This window comes from Shewanella psychrophila (assembly GCF_002005305.1).
Taxonomy (GTDB): domain Bacteria; phylum Pseudomonadota; class Gammaproteobacteria; order Enterobacterales; family Shewanellaceae; genus Shewanella; species Shewanella psychrophila.
This window is the reverse complement of sequence record NZ_CP014782.1, coordinates 5,513,861-5,529,102: the sequence shown is the minus strand read 5'-3', so window position 1 is coordinate 5,529,102 and position 15,242 is coordinate 5,513,861. Positions and strand designations below refer to the sequence as shown.

Genomic DNA, 15,242 nt, shown 5'->3' with positions numbered 1-15,242 from the left:
TAAATCATTAAGCTTGTGCTGTTATACTTCGTCGGCTGCGATTGTGGCTAAAAACTCCCTCTACTTCTTGTTCCCCAGAACACTCGAGTCTACATCCACATTTTATAATCGCATTGTAGTTACAACATTTAATCGCTATTGCATCTAATGACTAGAGTCAGATCATATATAGGAGAAAGCCGTGCTGGCGAATGTTTCTGTTTTACAGAGCAAACTTAAACTTATTGATAACAGTAAAGCGTTTCAGGGCTTTGTGATTTTTGTCATCATAGTCTCGGCACTTTCAATCGGAGCCCACACTTATCATTTGCCATCATGGATGGAGAAGAGCCTACTCGCGCTTGATGTGGGTATTACTGTCTTCTTCGCCGTGGAGATCGTCATACGTTTCCTTGCCAGCGATGGGCCAAAGAAGTTTTTCAGTAATGGCTGGAACATCTTCGATACCCTGATCGTGATAGGCAGCCTGATCCCGGCCGGTGGAGCGGGGATTCTTATTGCTCGCCTGCTGCGGATTTTCAGAGTGCTGCGACTGGTTTCCATGATCCCAGAGCTGCGCATGTTGGTGAATGCGTTACTCAAAGCCATTCCCCGTATGGGTTATATCGCGCTGTTGATGTTCGTCATCTTCTATATTTATGGCGCTATCGGCAGCATGTTATTTGCTCATATTAATGACTTCCTCTGGGGAGATGTCTCGGTTGCCATGTTGACCTTATTTAGGGTATCGACCTTCGAATCTTGGACATCCGTAATGTATGAAACTATGGTTGTCTATCCGCTCAGCTGGATCTATTACTTGAGTTTTATCTTCCTGACCGCTTTCGTGTTTCTCAATATGATGGTGGGGGCGGTATTAGATGTTATGACTCAGGAAACGGCTGCGATGCGAGCCGATGAAGAATCCGAGGAGGCTAACAATCTAGCGTCACTAGATGAGCCAAAAGATCATGATAAGCCTGCCAGTGCAGCAGATGTAGCGGAGCTAAAGGCTCAGATCAACGAGCTAAAAGGTATGCTGATTCAAAGTGCGCAAGGGGCGCAGAAGGTGAGCTAAAGATTCGAGTTCCTAGGATCTATGAACTCGAATCTTAGAGTCCTAAGCGTTAAGCTGTAAGTAAAGTAAAAACAAATAATATCAAGGTTTTAACTTGTGACTTATAGCTTGCAATTTTCTATTTCATCAAGCTGAAACCGATAAATCCAATCCAGCTTATAACGAGTAACCCCCAAGGCAGCAGGTGGTTATTAGACTGACTTTCTAGGTCAGATGTCTCACTCTCTTCTGCCTTAGCAGTTCTAGCCTTGACCTTGATATCTTGCTTGCGGGCTCTGTCTCGGTCGCGTGCTTTGTTTTTGTTTTGCTTCTTATATTCTGCGATGCCTTTCTCAATACCTGCGGCAATCAATTTAGTCTGATCTTTGGTTTGCCCTGGCTTTTGGGTGGCTTTTGCCACCTTCATCGCTTCGTTTTTTGTTTCATCGGAGACATTTTTCGCCGCAGCCATCTATAGAATCTCAAGGTTTTTATTGGCTGCGACTATATCATGTGTGATTCAGTTAGCACACGGCTGGAAAGGGTTCTGTTTCAGGTAGGCAAACAGTCCTGTTTGCAGATTCACATTCCAGAAGCGTCCCGCCAATGTTTGGGTCATGATTGTGTGGCTAAGCTTGACCAGGCCATGAGTCTGCCAGGCGTAAAAAAGGGGCATTAAGTGATTGATCAGTTCGGTGTTAAATTCAGACAAATCTAACGCGCCACTATCTAATCCAGCCTTGAATTGGCTATCTAGTGCCGCCGATGGGTTAGGTGACATCACCATGCCTGGCACTTGCGAGGGAAGCGTATCTGCCACAGTACCTGATTCAGTTACTTGGGACTGAGCTTGATGCCAAAGCGACAGATCGCGACCATTCATGATGCCGTGACCATGAATATTCCCACCTGCGCCTGCGCCGAAAGGGAGAATCTCTATGCCACTCTTAGCCAGGGAGTTATAGATGCTACGTTCCCGGCTATCTCGGCTCCAATGACAGCTGGATAGGCGCTGCCAGTCTGATGACTCTAGTAGGCTAGCGCCAGTGGCGTACATACTGGCACGAGTCTGACTGTCGACAGCGGGGGTGAGTGTTTGTTTGCTCGTTTCTTTATGGGTTGGTTTGTTTCGGTCTTTTTCCTTTTGGGCTTGATTACTCAACCTTGTGCCCTGTAGCCCGATAAGCTGATAGAGATCCACTCCGTGGACGCCGGATTGGATGACATCTTGTAAATCCTGTTGCCATATTTCCATGGTTTGGCCCGGAAGGCCAAAGATGAGGTCGGCAACGATGGAGGCACTTGGGTGTTGACTTAATTCTTGCAAACGTTCGATCAGTGTCTCCCTGTTATCGAAGCGGCCTGCGGCGAGTCGAACCTGAGTGTTGAAGCTTTGTACTCCGAAGGAGAAACGATTAAAGCCTGACTCTAGTGCCGCATCGAATTTAGCATTGGTGAAGCCATTGATACGCCCCTCTAAGGTGATTTCAGCATTTTTAGCTAATGGGAAGGCTTGAATTGTTTCGCCTATGATGGCTATTTCACTGGCTTGCATATCTGTGGGCGTGCCACCTCCCACATAGATAGTATCGAATTCTCCACTTTGGACGAACGGGGTTTTAGACGCGATATTGAGCTGTGTAGACAGACTTTTTACATAATGGCTAATGCGGGCCGGGTTAGAGCCATTCTCGAAGAAGTTACAGAAACTGCAGCGTTTGCGGCAGAAGGGCAGGTGTATATACAAGGCTCTTTGTGTTGCCGATGTCGGACTCGCCCACCAGGTTTGCCATTGCTGGGGTGTTAAATTTAGTGGATGACTGCCACCTCGACTGGCATGGGGGGCACTCTTGACTGCGAAGGCAAATTTAAGGGGATCAGGGCTGGATATTCCAGTCATCAAGGGGGTTAAAATAGGGCTGTTTACTTCATTTATTGAATAAATATGAGTGTTTTTCACTAGGCTTTCGCTGAGAGCGACTCGACAAGGATTACTTAGTGAGAATGATAATCACTATCGATTTTGGGTTCCTTGCTTTCGATCAATATAAAATGAAGTGAATTGTAAAGGTTGCCTAGCAGACTCGATTGCTGCCAGGCAGTAAGCACTTGGACAGTGTTAAAAAAGCAGGGGGATTTCACTGTCAGGAGCCTTGACTACTAGTGGGTCATATTTCCACACCTGACGGATAGTCTCGGGTGACAGAGCCTCTTTGGGTGTGCCCTGGCTGACAATTTGTCCTTGCTCCAAAACCACTAAATTGTCGGCATAGCGTGAGGCTTGATTGAGATCGTGCAGCACAACGATGACGGCATAGTTGTGCTCGTGAGCTAAGGTTTTAGCTAAAGATAAAACCCTGTGTTGTTGAGCGAGATCCAGCGCCGAGGTTGGTTCATCCAAGAGTAAGATAGGTGGGCGACTCGCTTGCTGTAACTGGGTCAGTACTCTCGCTAGTTGTACTCGCTGCTTCTCTCCACCGGACAGGGTCGGGTAGCTGCGGTACTTAAGTGACAGCAGATCTAGTCTTTGTAGTTGTTGATCTACAATTTCGCTCCCTTGACTCCGGCTAACACTCAAAGGATATAAGCCCATAGCGACGACCTCGCTCACCTTAAAGGGGAAGGTAAGGCTGGCGTGTTGTGGCAGAACGGCCAGAGTCTTAGCCAACTCTAATCTATCCCATTCATGTAGCGGGCGATTGTCGAGTAAGATCTCACCGGAATCGACTTCCGTTTCCTGACAGAGACTCTTGAGTAGTGTCGACTTACCCGCGCCATTGGGTCCCAGTAGGGCTGTGACCTTACCGGCTGCTATGTTGAGGTTGATGTCAGTCAATACCGGCTTGTGTCCTATGCGAACCGACAGATGTTTAATTTCAATCATGTGTCAGTCACCTATAGAAATTTAGACCGCTGCTTCAGCAGCAAGAAGATAAAGAATGGGGCGCCAAGCAGTGCCGTAACTAAGCCAACGGGGAGCTCTGATGGTGCGACCAAAGAGCGGGCTCCTATGTCGGCCATGGCCAATATCACCGCACCGAGTAGGGCACTTAGAGGCAATAGTTGCTTGTGATCTGGGCCAATGAGAATACGAACTAGATGAGGAATTACCAGACCGATAAAGCCTATGATGCCAGTTGCAGCGACAGAGATCCCAACACCTAATGCACAGAGCAAGATGAGTCTAAACTTAAGTTTGTCTACGTCTATGCCCAAGTGTCGGGCTTCAGATTCTCCCAGAAGTAGTGCATTCAGCGCCCTGGCGCTACGATTGAAGTGCCAGCTAAGCAGGACAAGTGCGACTAAGGCGAGAATGACATATTGCCATTGAGCACCGGCAATGGAGCCCATCTGCCACAGGGTGAGATCCCTCAGTGCCATATCGTTGGCCATGTAAGTCAACAGGCCTATGCCTGCTCCTGCTAAGGCTGCAACCGCAACGCCGGAAAGCAGCAGTAACACCACAGAAGTTCCGGTCGGGCTAGTGGCTAAGCGGTACACAAGTAAGGTCGTGATTAAGCCTGCAATAAACGCACTAAAAGCGATCCAATATTCCGCAGCTGCCGGAAACATGACGATGCATATGGCTGCACCCAGAGCAGCGCCGGAAGAAACCCCGATAATACCGGGATCGGCCAAGGGATTGCGAAACAGCCCCTGCATCACGGCACCACATTGTGCCAAAATGGCGCCAACGGCCATGGCCAGAAGGGTTCTTGGCAGGCGAACATTGTTGATCACCAATTGTTCATGGGGAGCGACATCGGCGACTTGATAATGAGTCGCCCAGGAGATCACCGCACTGAGGCTGGTCGACGGACTGATATTCAGTGGTCCCGTGCTGATCGACATTAAGCTGGTGATAACCAGTAAGGCGATGAGTCCGGGCCAGAGCCAACGTTGGCTATTCATAAAATTATCCAAGGTCTGGGTATGGGGTTAATATCGATTAATTTCAATCAGATCAGTGGCAAGTTTATCGGCCGCTTCGATGGCACTTAAGCCGAGGCCGCCTAACAAGGCTTGAGGTTTGATTGACTGTATCTTGCTGTTTTTACCTGCCGGAGTATGCTCAAGGAGTGGCATGGCTTTTAGCACTTTTGCGGTATCGCTAGCGGCTTTTTCTGCATCACTCATGGATGTTTCGGCTTGATCATGTGAGCGATTAGAGATCAGAATAAGATCCGGTTGTAGTGATAAAATCCCCTCCTGAGACAGACTCTTATAGCCGGAGAAATCGGCGATGTTGTTACCTCCAGCTAGCTTAATGATAATATCGGCTGCAGTACCTTCACCGCCAACCCGTGCAGGTCTGTCGGCTTGCAACAACATAAACAGGATCTTAGGTGCTTTTTCAGCGCTGCCAATTTGCTTCTTCTTGGCTGCAATAGCATTTAATGAGGCTTTAAGCTCAAGCTTTAACTGTTTGGCTTGAGGTTCACGATTGAGTAACTTACCGATCTCATCTATGTTGCTCAGCAGTTGAGGCTGATCATTTGCTGTTGGCAGTTTCACTACTTCGACATCGGCACTTCTGAGCACCTCCAAGGTCGTTTCCGGCCCCATGGCATCGGTGCCCAGAACCAGAGTAGGGGTTAAGGCTAAAATGCCTTCTGCCGAGAGCATTCTGTGATAGCCCAGTTTCTCTATTTTTGTCATTGATGAAGGCAGTATGCTGGTGGAGTCTACCGCCACTAACTCATCTCCGGCTTCCAGTGCCAGCACTAACTCGGTTACTCCGGCGCCGGCACTTACAAGACGTGCTTGTTGTGTTTCCTGTTCGCCATGAACACCTTCATGGGCGAAAGCATTGAATGTCAGTAAAAGGCTGGCTGATAACAGCAGGCTCTTCGAGATAATTTGTTTAGTAAAAACCTGTGATGGGTTAAACATGTGTGGCTCCGAAAATAGGGTAATGGGATAAATATTCTTGTTATCTATAAATGTCTATGGCTCCATTAGTATTTGGGTATTGCTGATCTGCTGCCTCTGCATAAGTGCAAGCAAGGTCATCAAAGGTTGAACCTGTGCCTCTTTATCGGCTGCAATAATCACCTTTGTGTCTGGTTCCGCAGTAAAGCTGCTGATGAAGGCTTGTTCAAACTGTGCGAAATCCTGATATTCTTCACCATTTAGTGCCCAAAAAGGCTGTGAAGACATCACATTGATGGTGAGGTGCTTATCTTGAGATAAGGCCTGTAATTCTGATGTCGATTCCGTCGGAACTTCGATGGGTAGGCTGAATAGTTGAGTATTAGCGGTCAGCAAGAGAAACACTAAGACGATGAAGATGATGTCTATCAAAGGTGTCAGGTCTAATCCGGTTATGCCTGAGCCTGCATCATCTTGCTCTATTCCAATCATATGCTCACCTGAGCGTTATTCGCCAGTGCTTCATTAGCCTGAGTTTTAACCTGAGCATCAGCAGCTTGCGCTTTTTTAGACTGGCTCATTCTGGTCTGGACTTTATTCGTCTGAGCGCTAAAGGCACTGGTCTGTGAATCATTGCCTAAGGTCATGGCTTGCTCTAACCCTTCGAGCCATAAGTTGATCTGATTGAGGGCATGGGCAATCTTGCTGCAACGTTGATCAGCCCAAATCCCGAAAAGATGGGCCATAGTGATAGCGGGAACAGCTATGATGAGGCCTGCTGCAGTGGTATTCATTGCCAAGCCTAAGCCGGATGCAAGTTGAGATGGGGTCACAGGACCATCGGAAGCGCCGAGTTGATTAAACATCTCGATTAACCCTAGTACAGTACCCAATAGGCCTAATAGCGGGGTGATAATGCCGATCACTTGTAACACCTTAAGGCCGGCTCTCAACTTTTGCTTCTGTTTAGTTAACCAAAGATTGATGATCTCCTCTCGCATGGCACGGTTTTGACCTGCGTGGGTTAGCAGCAGGTGTGTACCTTTAGACAACACGCTTCGTCCAGTACTCAACTGGGTTATCAAGCTTTTGAGTTGTTCCGGGTTAGCTGTTCTGGTCTGTTTGCGAAGTTCGCTTAACCAGGTATCGCGTTTAGGTAATTCGAACATTACCAATGCGAGTCGTTCTAAGATGATCATTAGGGCGATAAAAGCACAGATCAACATAGGCCAGGTGAGGGGGCCAAGCTGTTCGTTTAAAGAGGTAAACAAAGTAACAGACATCTGAGGTCCTTATTGTTGAAAACGCATTGGTGAAAACCTATCACTCATTGGAGTGGCCTAACTGGCTGAAGCTGGTTGACACATTTCGTTCTCAGGAAAAATTAAATGTTAATTAAGGGCAAACTTGACCGGTACTTTAACCGTATAGGCGAAGGCTGTTTGCGGTGAAGGCGGGGTAAATTGCCACTGCTCAACCGCAGTGATTGCCGCTTTGTCGAGTAATGAAAACCCTGAGCTATTAATGAGCGTGAGTGATAACTGCTCGCCAATATGATTAAACATCACCTCTATTGTTGCCGTGCCTTCGAAGCCTCGTTTACGGGCTAGCTTAGGGTATCTAGGTTGGGCTGGTGGAGATGAAAATGTCGGTCTACTCAGAGTCATGGCTGCTTGACTGACGCCTTGCTTGGCGGTTACTTCGGCTTGATTCTGTGATTGTGTCTGTACAGGAACATTGGTTCGAGCTGTGAGTTCAGGTTTCTTGTCTGTCTCTTTAATCGGTTCTTGAGCAGTCTCTTTAACCTGCTTCTTAGTATTTGATTTAGCAAGCTCGCAGGGCTTTGGCTTCGATTTGGCCATTGGTTTAGATATTGGTTTCGCGACGGTTTCGATGGGCTTAGCTACGGGGACTGGTTTCTGAACTTTCGCTATTTCTTTCTCTGGCTCGCTCTCTTTTTGCGGTGTAGCCTCTACTTCGACACTGGAGCGCATTGCGATCGATATATTTACCGCCTGAGTTTGACCCATGGCGCTGCCAGTGTTCATCTGGAACTTTTCGATATCATTCGGCAGTATATCCTGGGCAGCAATAAGCCCACCCTGAATCAATAAGGTGATGCAGCCGAATGCCAAATATCGTTTAGGTGTCATTGTCTTTACGCTTCTCTTTCTCTTAGGGGCAATGAGTTCCTCTCTGTTGTCACCCTGTTAACCGTGTGTAACTAACTGTTGATAAAGAATTTTAAATCCTGAACTCTTAACGTAAATCCATATTACCCATACAAGATATACGAATATAAATGAGATCGCAAATGATAATGATTTCTATTTGATCTAAATCTTCTACTCATGTAAAGTGCCAAAAATACCCATTGAAACTGTTGAAACTTTGAGCTGCTAACGATCGATACTTTAGATCCTGTTGGTGGTTTGGGCTGGAAATAGATTAATAATAAGACCTGAGGAAATGATCGATGACAAAAAAGCCGTTAGTGATAGCTATGGCGATAGCACTGAGTTCTACGGCCATATCAGCTAAGACTTTTGCTCAACAAGCAGAGTCTGTTGCTGAGTTTGATGAAGTGTTGGTTACCGCTACCCGTATCAGTGAAAAGGCATCGGATACAAGCCGAAGTGTTGCCGTTATTGATGAAGAGGAGCTGCAGGAGCGACAACCAGCATCGGTTGCCCAAGCGCTGAAAAACGAAGCCAATATTAATGTTTCAAATGGCCCTCGTGCCTCATCTCAAGGTGTTGAGATCCGTGGCATGAGCGGCCAACGTGTGCTGCAAACCATAGATGGTGCACGTCAAAACGCGAACTCAGGTCACCGTGGTACTTATTTCATGGATCCGGAGTTACTTAAATCTGTTGAAGTGGTACGTGGCCCGGCGAGTAGCCTATGGGGAAGTGGGGCAATCGGTGGTGTGGTCGCACAGAACACTAAATCGGCTAAAGATATGTTAGATGAGGGAGACACATTTGGTGGCTACCTTAAGCAGGGCTTTGAGTCTAACGGTGATAAAATTAAGACCAGTGGCGCGATTTATGGTGTCGCCGATAAATTTGACTGGTTGATCAACGGTAGCTACAACGACAGCAATAATATCAAGATAGGCAACGACCAAACCCTGGCAAACAGCGGAGCACAAAGAAGCAGTGGCTTAATAAAGTTTGGCTGGGAGCCGACGGACGATCAGCGCCTGCAATTCTCGGGTCGTTTCTCCGATACCGATGAATTGGTACCAAGTAACCCAGCAGCAGAAGTTGGTAGCTCAGTTCCTCTGATTCAGCGTAAGACTAAAGATAAAAACTTCACCTTAGATTACAGCTTAAACCCGACTAAGAATGACTATCTAGATCTGAAGACCACTCTTTACTGGAACGGTACAGATTATGATGAAGACAGGGTCACAATGGGTCAGGTGGATAGCACCGAATATGAAACCTTAGGTTTTAGTGTTAATAACAGCTCTATTTTTGGCGGCACAACCCTGACATACGGCATCGATGGCTATCAGGACAAGATTAAGACTGTACGTGACGACCCGGAGCAAACGGGGGAACGCCCCGATGATATCGATGGCAAGACCACAGTTTGGGGCGCTTTCGCTAAGGCTGATATAGGACTTACCGAGACTCTAGCTTTGGAAGTCGCGGCGCGCTACGACACCTTCGAAAATGAGAGTATTAACTTAGGTGAGTCATCAGACGATAATGCATTATCGCCTTCGCTGGGTCTCGTTTGGAAAACCACAAACTGGCTGACTCTGAGTGCCAGATACGATGAAGCCTTTAGAGCGCCGAGCATAGAGGAAATGTATTCGACCGGTACCCACTTCTGTATTCCTGGCTTTGTGTGTAACACCTTCGAGCCTAATCCGGATCTGAAAGCGGAAAGCGCTCAGAACAAAGAGATTAAGGCGGACATGCGTTTCAGTAACTTGGCGGGTGACGATGAGTTAGCTATTACCTTGAACGTGTTCCGTAACGATGTGGATGACTTCATCGAACAGTACGTATCGGACATAACGTTTGAGAATGGTTCTCCTAAGATGACAACCTCTTGGGACAACGTTGATGAAGCCAAGCTGACTGGTTTCGAGTTCAGTACCCGTTATCGCTATGAGCAGACCCGCTTAATGCTCAACTATGGTCAGACAGAAGGGAAAAACAAAAACAGCGGCGAGTACCTGACTAACATTCCAGCGAAGAAATTTGTTGCCGACCTGTCTCAGGGGGTAATGCAAGGGGATCTTAAATTTGGTACCCGTATTACCTACGTGGCAGATCAAGATCAGACGTCAGGATCTTATGATGACGTGTATGACAGCTACAAGCTTTGGGATGTGTATGTGGCATGGGAACCAGCCATGGGGTCGCTTGAAGGTTTACGTGTCGATTTTGCCATCGAAAACATAGGTGATGAAGAATACCGCCAAGCGTGGCAGAACTTGTACGAGCAGGGTCGCAACTTCAAGCTGTCGGCCAGATACAATTTCTAATTTTGATTGCTTGAAATAATAGCTAGCAATAAATAGCTAGCAGCAAAGCGTAAAACACTATTTTTAAATGGATTTAAACATTTTTTGCTCACAGGGGGAGGTGTTGGGGTCAACTAAGTGCTTGTGTGAAGCGAGGCTTAGTACAACACATCCCTTTTGTGGGTCGACCAAAGAGGGTTTCGAAAGAGTGTCAGTTGTCAGTTTACTACTTAAATTGTACTCACAGCATTCGGAACTAAAAGAATACATTTATCGATAGGACATCCAATGGAAAAAATAATCGAAGAGAAACTTACCGAAGAGAGCAAACTTGCTATTCGCTCCATGCTAAAGGATAGACCTGAATTGATGGCAGGCCAAATCGCAGCTGAGCTGGCAGTCACTGAATTGGAGGTAGTATCACAGCTTCCACAGGGGCAGTTTGCCCTTTTGTCATTGAGTGAGAAAGACAGTTTATTGGAAGAGCTGCCTACTTGGGGGCCGATGACCACGATTATCTCGGTTTCAGGCAGTATCTTCGAATTTAAAGGTGCTTTCCCTAAGGGAAAATATGCCCACGGTTATTACAACCTGATCACTAAGGGTGATGGCCTCCATGGTCACCTCAAGCTAGATGATATTAGTGCAATCGCACTACTCAGTCGTCCATTTAGAGGGCAAGAGAGCCACGCGATTAACTTTTTTGGTGCCAAGGGCGAAGTGGTGTTCAAGATTTATCTGGGAAGAGACAAGAAGCGAGTACTTATTCCTGAGCAGGTCAGTCGATTTAAACAATTAAAAGAACAGAGTAAGGCGTAGCAAGTGTTTGCCGCCTGAATTGAAAGTTTCAGGCGGAATAAATTAAACCGCTAAGCCTTTTCCCCTATTTGAGTGTAGAGATAATCATTATGTCAGAACAAAAAGCGTCAGAACAAAAAGCAGCACAAGAGAAAGCATCAGTAGACAAAGAGCTGAGATTACGCGAAAAATTATTGCCAGAAATTGAAGAGTTTAAGGCGAGCCGGAGCTCATTACAGCTGGCAACCAAAAATGCAGCGGGTGTGCCCAATGCCAGTTATGCCCCATTCGCACTTGTCGATGATGGTTTCTATATCTTGGTCAGTGAGCTTGCAAGACACGGCACTAACCTAAAAGAGTCATCTGAAGTCTCAGTAATGTTGGTTGAAGATGAGTCGGAAGCGAAAACCATCTTCGCCCGTAAACGTCTGACCTTCGATGCCCATGCAAGCATCGTAGACAGAGAGACTGAGACATTTACCAAAGGTGTTGCGGCGCTGTCGGCTCGTTTCGGTGAGATGATCGATAATCTATCGGTATTGAAAGATTTTAACCTGTTTAAGCTGACGCCTCATCATGGCCTCTATGTGAAAGGCTTCGGCCAGGCATTTAGCCTGACAGGCTCTGAGTTACTCGATGTGGATTGGAAGCGCGACGGCCATCACGGCGGCGCTCCAAAAGTTGAAGCTGAGATCGCTGAGCCAGCTTAAAAGTAACTTAAAAACCTTCTGATACAAACAAAACCCGCGTTTTAACGCGGGTTTTGTTATTCTGTTTTACTAAATTAATAAAAGAAGTTCATTTTCCGTTACTACTTCTCCATTGAGAAAACTTCTCCATTAAGACTACTTCTTCAGTAAGGATTCCCCTTGAGTCAAGATGCTTCTTCAGCCTCAACCATAAATACCGAGGCGAACAAATCGGCTAACTCTGTTTCCGCTTCGGCGCCAAAGAGTCCCAAGTCCCAAGTCCATCGGCGCTCAGTGCTGCCCTGGATCGCGACCTTTCTCAAACCCTATAAGGCGAGAGTCATCGCGGCTATCGTCTTCCTGTTTATTGGTTCCTTAGCCTGGCTCTCATTAGGCCAAGGTGTTCGACTTATGGTGGATGAAGGCTTCTTACAGGAAAATGGCAATCGTCTCAACGAGATCATCATACTGGTGATAGGTATTACTGCCTTGAGTAGTTCAGCTATCTTCTGCCGTTTCTATCTGATGACCTGGCTTGGGGAGCGGGTCAGCGCAGATATTCGTCTGAAGGTATATGACCATCTGCTCAAGCTGTCACCGGGCTTCTATGCCAAATTACGTACTGGTGAGGTGATCTCTCGATTTACCGCGGATTCAACTCTGCTTCAGTCTGTGGTGGGCTCCAGCCTTTCCATGGCGCTGCGTGCCAGTGTGACTGTGATTGGCGGCATCGTCATGATGGGGATCACCAGCATCAAGATGACGGGTTTGGTCTTGTTGGCTGTGCCTTTGGTATTGGGGCCTATTTTCTTCTTTGGCCGTAAGGTCAGAGAGTTATCCCGCAAGAGCCAGGACAGAGTCGGCGATCTTGGGGCCTATGTCGATGAAACGCTACACGAAATCCACACGGTGCAGGCATATTCTCACGAAGATCAGGACAGGGCCTTGTTTAGCAACAGGGTTGAAGCGGTTATGGATGCGGCAAGGGGCCGGATCTGGTATCGATCTGTTCTCATCGCTCTGGTGATGTTCCTCAGTATTTTTGCCATAGCCCTAGTGACTTGGGTGGGTGCCCATGACGTTATGTCCGGTGGCATGACGGGCGGTGAATTGTCGGCATTTATGTTTTATGCCGTGATGGTTGCCGGCTCAGTAGCCACCATCAGTGAAGTGATAGGCGAGATACAAAGAGCCGCTGGTGCTTCCGAGCGTTTGATTGAGCTTATCGAGACCCCTATAGATATTCCCACCGTAAATAATCCGGCGGAACTTCCGGAAAGGGTTCAAGGTGAACTCAAGCTTAACGGGGTGCGCTTTAGTTATCAAAGTATTCAGGACTCCCAGCTTAAACAAAAAGCGAAGACAGACATCGATGGTAGGTTAGCGCTTACTAATGATGAGGAGGTGATCAGAGGTCTGGATATTCATATTCATCCAGGTGAGAGAGTCGCCCTGGTTGGTGCCAGTGGTGCGGGTAAGAGCACCTTGTTCGAGTTGCTACAGCGTTTCTACTGTTTAAATGGCGGCACCATAGAGCTAGATGGTATCGATATCGCGCAACTTAAGCCCCAGACACTACGTCAGCAATATGCTCTGGTGCCTCAGGAATCGGTTATCTTTGCTACCAGTGTGCTAGAAAACGTGCGTTACGGCAGATTAGATGCCAGTGAGGAAGAGGTGATTAAAGCCTGTGAGGCCGCGCGAGCCCATGAATTTATCTGTGAGTTTAGCAATGGCTATCAAACCTACCTTGGCGAGCGCGGGGTGAGGTTATCCGGTGGCCAGAAACAGAGAATCGCCATCGCCAGAGCTATCTTGGCCGACAGGCCGATACTCTTACTCGATGAAGCCACCAGTGCATTGGATGCTATCAGTGAACATAAAGTCAAACAGGCGTTGGACAGCTTAATGGTGGGTAAGACGACCTTGATCATTGCTCATAGACTAGCGACAGTACTCAACGCCGACCGTATTCTGGTGATGGACAAAGGCCAGTTAGTGGCGAGCGGTACCCATCAAGAGTTGATGCAAAGCAGCGAGCTTTATCGAGAATTTGCTAGTTTGCAATTGATAACAGAGACTTAAAACTTGTCGGATAACAAATAGACTTAACTTGTCTGATAACAAGTTTCAAATATCCTTTAGAGTGGGTTCATTGGACTGGTTTGGTATTTGCTTGGTTTGCTGAATACCTTATCTTCATGGTTATCTTTAGCCTGCGGCTCGCTAAATGTGCAAACACTTCTGTGGCACGCCGCAAGCACAATCCCTGTGGGCTCTGCGACATCATCCCTGATGTCGAAGGTCACAGCCGCGTTCACACCTGTTCTGGTTTCGAGAAAGTTGCTTCTTCTATTTTGAATTTTACTGACTAGAAACACGTTTCTGGACAAAAACATGCTGACTTGTCGGATCACAAGTTACTCAAGTATCTTTTGAGCTGGGTTCATTGGGCTGGTTTGATACTTGGATTAGCCTGCTGAGTACCAAAGCTTCATTGTTATCTATTGCCTGCGGCAAGCTCACATGTAGATACCTCTGTGGAACGCAGCAAGTACAGTCCCTGTAAGCTCTACCAAAACATCCATGTTTTGGAAGCCCACAGCCGTATCTACATCGGATTATTCATCTCTTCGATTGGAGCTTAAAGGTACTATCTAAACACGTTTTTGGACAAAAGCTTGTCAGAGTTAAAAATCTAGAAATGAGTAGTGGCATTAGAAAAAGTATAGCGTTCGGATATACGATAACGCCCCTGAACTGGGGCGCCTGGTTAGCTAACGAGCTCCGATTACACCAGCTTTTTCTGAAGATAGTGACGCTGATGATTTTCGTAATAACCATCAAGTGACCCAACAATTTCATAGCCCTGCTTTCTGTAAAATCCCAGAGCTTGAAAACTGAATGTGTCTAAGGTGGACGCAACACACCCTTTATCAATTGCCTTGCTTTCAGCAGCAGACAACACTTTGGAGCCTAAATCCCTACCACGGTGCTCTTCGCTGACCCATAAGAACTCAACATTAAGCCAATTCCCGAAGATTTTGCCCGTTAAACCGGCAATAATCTCCTCGTTATCATTTCGGATGTAAACAGATACGGGTGACCACTCTTCGCTGACAAACTGAGAGTTATATGCTCTTGTGGCCTTGATAACAAATTCGTCGTCTTCTTGCCTTGGCTGAGTGGTAGTTGTTAGTTCCATTTACTTCCCTTGAGTCAGCTAGCATTTATATAGTGCGCATGCTCATATCATAAACCTATTATTTAAACTTCACCTTAGAGAAGGTGTTGATTTATAAACACTCTAACAAAGTTGTACTGAATAAACGATCACAAAAAAATGAAAAGTGAGCATTAA

General features: G+C 46.8%; 15 protein-coding genes. 5 read left to right on the top strand and 10 right to left on the bottom strand.

Features of this window, described 5'->3' with window-relative positions:
- The first annotated feature begins 181 nt into the window (after positions 1 to 181).
- On the top strand, positions 182 to 1,057 hold the full coding sequence (locus sps_RS24110; RefSeq protein ID WP_077754837.1) for an ion transporter: 876 nt from the start codon (positions 182 to 184) through the stop codon (positions 1,055 to 1,057).
- A 118-nt stretch (positions 1,058 to 1,175) separates the two neighbouring features.
- On the opposite strand, the gene sps_RS24105 is transcribed toward sps_RS24110, so the two are convergent.
- The 8 genes from sps_RS24105 to sps_RS24070 form a co-directional block, all read right to left on the bottom strand.
- A complete protein-coding gene (locus sps_RS24105) occupies positions 1,176 to 1,508 on the bottom strand; it encodes a DUF2956 domain-containing protein (RefSeq protein ID WP_077754836.1) in 333 nt (110 codons plus the stop codon).
- Between the two features lie 48 nt (positions 1,509 to 1,556).
- Positions 1,557 to 2,996, bottom strand: coding sequence for a heme anaerobic degradation radical SAM methyltransferase ChuW/HutW (gene hutW, locus sps_RS24100; protein ID WP_237157937.1), 1,440 nt, complete (start codon positions 2,994 to 2,996; stop codon positions 1,557 to 1,559).
- A gap of 159 nt (positions 2,997 to 3,155) precedes the next feature.
- Positions 3,156 to 3,920, bottom strand: coding sequence for a heme ABC transporter ATP-binding protein (locus sps_RS24095; RefSeq protein ID WP_077754834.1), 765 nt, complete (start codon positions 3,918 to 3,920; stop codon positions 3,156 to 3,158).
- A gap of 11 nt (positions 3,921 to 3,931) precedes the next feature.
- Entirely contained in the window at positions 3,932 to 4,948 is a 1,017-nt protein-coding gene (locus sps_RS24090) for a FecCD family ABC transporter permease (protein ID WP_077754833.1), read from the bottom strand.
- A 27-nt stretch (positions 4,949 to 4,975) separates the two neighbouring features.
- Positions 4,976 to 5,929, bottom strand: coding sequence for a heme/hemin ABC transporter substrate-binding protein (locus sps_RS24085; protein ID WP_077754832.1), 954 nt, complete (start codon positions 5,927 to 5,929; stop codon positions 4,976 to 4,978).
- A gap of 54 nt (positions 5,930 to 5,983) precedes the next feature.
- Positions 5,984 to 6,400 carry an ExbD/TolR family protein gene (locus sps_RS24080; RefSeq protein ID WP_077754831.1) on the bottom strand — a complete coding sequence of 139 codons (417 nt, stop codon included), beginning with the start codon at positions 6,398 to 6,400 and terminating at the stop codon, positions 5,984 to 5,986.
- The gene (locus tag sps_RS24075) at positions 6,397 to 7,191 is read right to left on the bottom strand and encodes a MotA/TolQ/ExbB proton channel family protein (protein WP_077754830.1); all 795 of its coding nucleotides are present in this window, start codon (positions 7,189 to 7,191) and stop codon (positions 6,397 to 6,399) included. The genes sps_RS24080 and sps_RS24075 overlap by 4 nt, the downstream gene beginning before the upstream one ends.
- Before the next feature lie 108 nt (positions 7,192 to 7,299).
- On the bottom strand, positions 7,300 to 8,061 hold the full coding sequence (locus tag sps_RS24070; RefSeq protein ID WP_077754829.1) for an energy transducer TonB: 762 nt from the start codon (positions 8,059 to 8,061) through the stop codon (positions 7,300 to 7,302).
- Positions 8,062 to 8,384: 323 nt separating this feature from the next.
- Here sps_RS24070 and sps_RS24065 point away from each other — a divergent pair, with 323 nt between their 5' ends.
- The 4 genes from sps_RS24065 to sps_RS24050 all read left to right on the top strand — a co-directional run bounded on the left by sps_RS24065 (position 8,385) and on the right by sps_RS24050 (position 13,966).
- Positions 8,385 to 10,415 carry a TonB-dependent hemoglobin/transferrin/lactoferrin family receptor gene (locus sps_RS24065; RefSeq protein ID WP_077754828.1) on the top strand — a complete coding sequence of 677 codons (2,031 nt, stop codon included), beginning with the start codon at positions 8,385 to 8,387 and terminating at the stop codon, positions 10,413 to 10,415.
- A 324-nt stretch (positions 10,416 to 10,739) separates the two neighbouring features.
- Positions 10,740 to 11,213: a heme utilization cystosolic carrier protein HutX gene (gene hutX, locus sps_RS24060; RefSeq protein WP_418346778.1), complete on the top strand. Its 474-nt coding sequence runs from the start codon at positions 10,740 to 10,742 to the stop codon at positions 11,211 to 11,213.
- 89 nt (positions 11,214 to 11,302) lie between these two features.
- Positions 11,303 to 11,902, top strand: coding sequence for a heme utilization protein HutZ (gene hutZ, locus sps_RS24055; protein WP_077754826.1), 600 nt, complete (start codon positions 11,303 to 11,305; stop codon positions 11,900 to 11,902).
- A 159-nt stretch (positions 11,903 to 12,061) separates the two neighbouring features.
- On the top strand, positions 12,062 to 13,966 hold the full coding sequence (locus sps_RS24050) for an ABC transporter transmembrane domain-containing protein (protein WP_077754825.1): 1,905 nt from the start codon (positions 12,062 to 12,064) through the stop codon (positions 13,964 to 13,966).
- A gap of 56 nt (positions 13,967 to 14,022) precedes the next feature.
- On the opposite strand, the gene sps_RS24045 is transcribed toward sps_RS24050, so the two are convergent.
- Both sps_RS24045 and sps_RS24040 read right to left on the bottom strand, forming a co-directional pair.
- Positions 14,023 to 14,298 carry a hypothetical protein gene (locus tag sps_RS24045; RefSeq protein ID WP_237157935.1) on the bottom strand — a complete coding sequence of 92 codons (276 nt, stop codon included), beginning with the start codon at positions 14,296 to 14,298 and terminating at the stop codon, positions 14,023 to 14,025.
- 374 nt (positions 14,299 to 14,672) lie between these two features.
- Positions 14,673 to 15,086: a GNAT family N-acetyltransferase gene (locus sps_RS24040; RefSeq protein ID WP_077754824.1), complete on the bottom strand. Its 414-nt coding sequence runs from the start codon at positions 15,084 to 15,086 to the stop codon at positions 14,673 to 14,675.
- Between the last annotated feature and the right edge of the window lie 156 nt (positions 15,087 to 15,242).

Excerpts from the sequence above, each read along its gene's own strand:
- sps_RS24105 (WP_077754836.1), bottom strand. The coding sequence starts at position 1,508 with ATGGCTGCGGCGAAAAATGTCTCCGATGAAACAAAAAACGAAGCGATG.
- sps_RS24095 (WP_077754834.1), bottom strand. The coding sequence starts at position 3,920 with ATGATTGAAATTAAACATCTGTCGGTTCGCATAGGACACAAGCCGGTA.
- sps_RS24090 (WP_077754833.1), bottom strand. The coding sequence starts at position 4,948 with ATGAATAGCCAACGTTGGCTCTGGCCCGGACTCATCGCCTTACTGGTT.
- sps_RS24085 (WP_077754832.1), bottom strand. The coding sequence starts at position 5,929 with ATGTTTAACCCATCACAGGTTTTTACTAAACAAATTATCTCGAAGAGC.
- sps_RS24080 (WP_077754831.1), bottom strand. The coding sequence starts at position 6,400 with ATGATTGGAATAGAGCAAGATGATGCAGGCTCAGGCATAACCGGATTA.
- sps_RS24075 (WP_077754830.1), bottom strand. The coding sequence starts at position 7,191 with ATGTCTGTTACTTTGTTTACCTCTTTAAACGAACAGCTTGGCCCCCTC.
- sps_RS24070 (WP_077754829.1), bottom strand. The coding sequence starts at position 8,061 with ATGACACCTAAACGATATTTGGCATTCGGCTGCATCACCTTATTGATT.
- sps_RS24065 (WP_077754828.1), top strand. The coding sequence starts at position 8,385 with ATGACAAAAAAGCCGTTAGTGATAGCTATGGCGATAGCACTGAGTTCT.
- hutX (WP_418346778.1), top strand. The coding sequence starts at position 10,740 with ATGCTAAAGGATAGACCTGAATTGATGGCAGGCCAAATCGCAGCTGAG.
- hutZ (WP_077754826.1), top strand. The coding sequence starts at position 11,303 with ATGTCAGAACAAAAAGCGTCAGAACAAAAAGCAGCACAAGAGAAAGCA.
- sps_RS24040 (WP_077754824.1), bottom strand. The coding sequence starts at position 15,086 with ATGGAACTAACAACTACCACTCAGCCAAGGCAAGAAGACGACGAATTT.